This is a genomic window from Oribacterium sp. HCP28S3_H8 (assembly GCF_052064775.1).
In the GTDB taxonomy this organism is placed as follows: Bacteria; Bacillota; Clostridia; order Lachnospirales; family Lachnospiraceae; genus Oribacterium.
Genome location: NZ_JBQHUZ010000041.1, coordinates 1 through 358 on the forward strand (window position 1 = coordinate 1; position 358 = coordinate 358).

The following is a 358-nucleotide window of genomic DNA, read 5'->3' on the forward strand; positions in this document are numbered from 1 at the left end:
TGTCTGGTGCTGATGCGGCTATGGGTAACACCCGTTCCCATCCCGAACACGACGGTTAAGACGTAGCCGGCCGAAAATACTACATTGGTAACGATGTGGGAACATAGGTGGGTGCCAGACATTATGATAAATTTATTACGATCTGTGAGGAACACGATGGATTCATGATCCATGATCGTAACTGTGGAAATCATAAAACATGATTTTCACTTCGTACCTTGAAAATTGCATACTGCGAAATAAATACATTATTCTATACGAAATAGAGTAAGACATCCGAGGATGGAACATGCAAATGTTCCAAATCTAAAAACAAAACCAGGAATTACCGTAAAGGTAAGATCCAGAAACCAGGTCC

At 41.1% G+C, this 358-nt stretch carries 1 rRNA gene; it reads left to right on the plus strand.

Annotated features, from left to right (window positions below):
* Window positions 1–2 precede the first annotated feature (2 nt).
* A 5S ribosomal RNA gene (gene rrf, locus ACTNEN_RS13385) occupies window positions 3–120 on the plus strand.
* The last annotated feature ends 238 nt before the right edge of the window (window positions 121–358 follow it).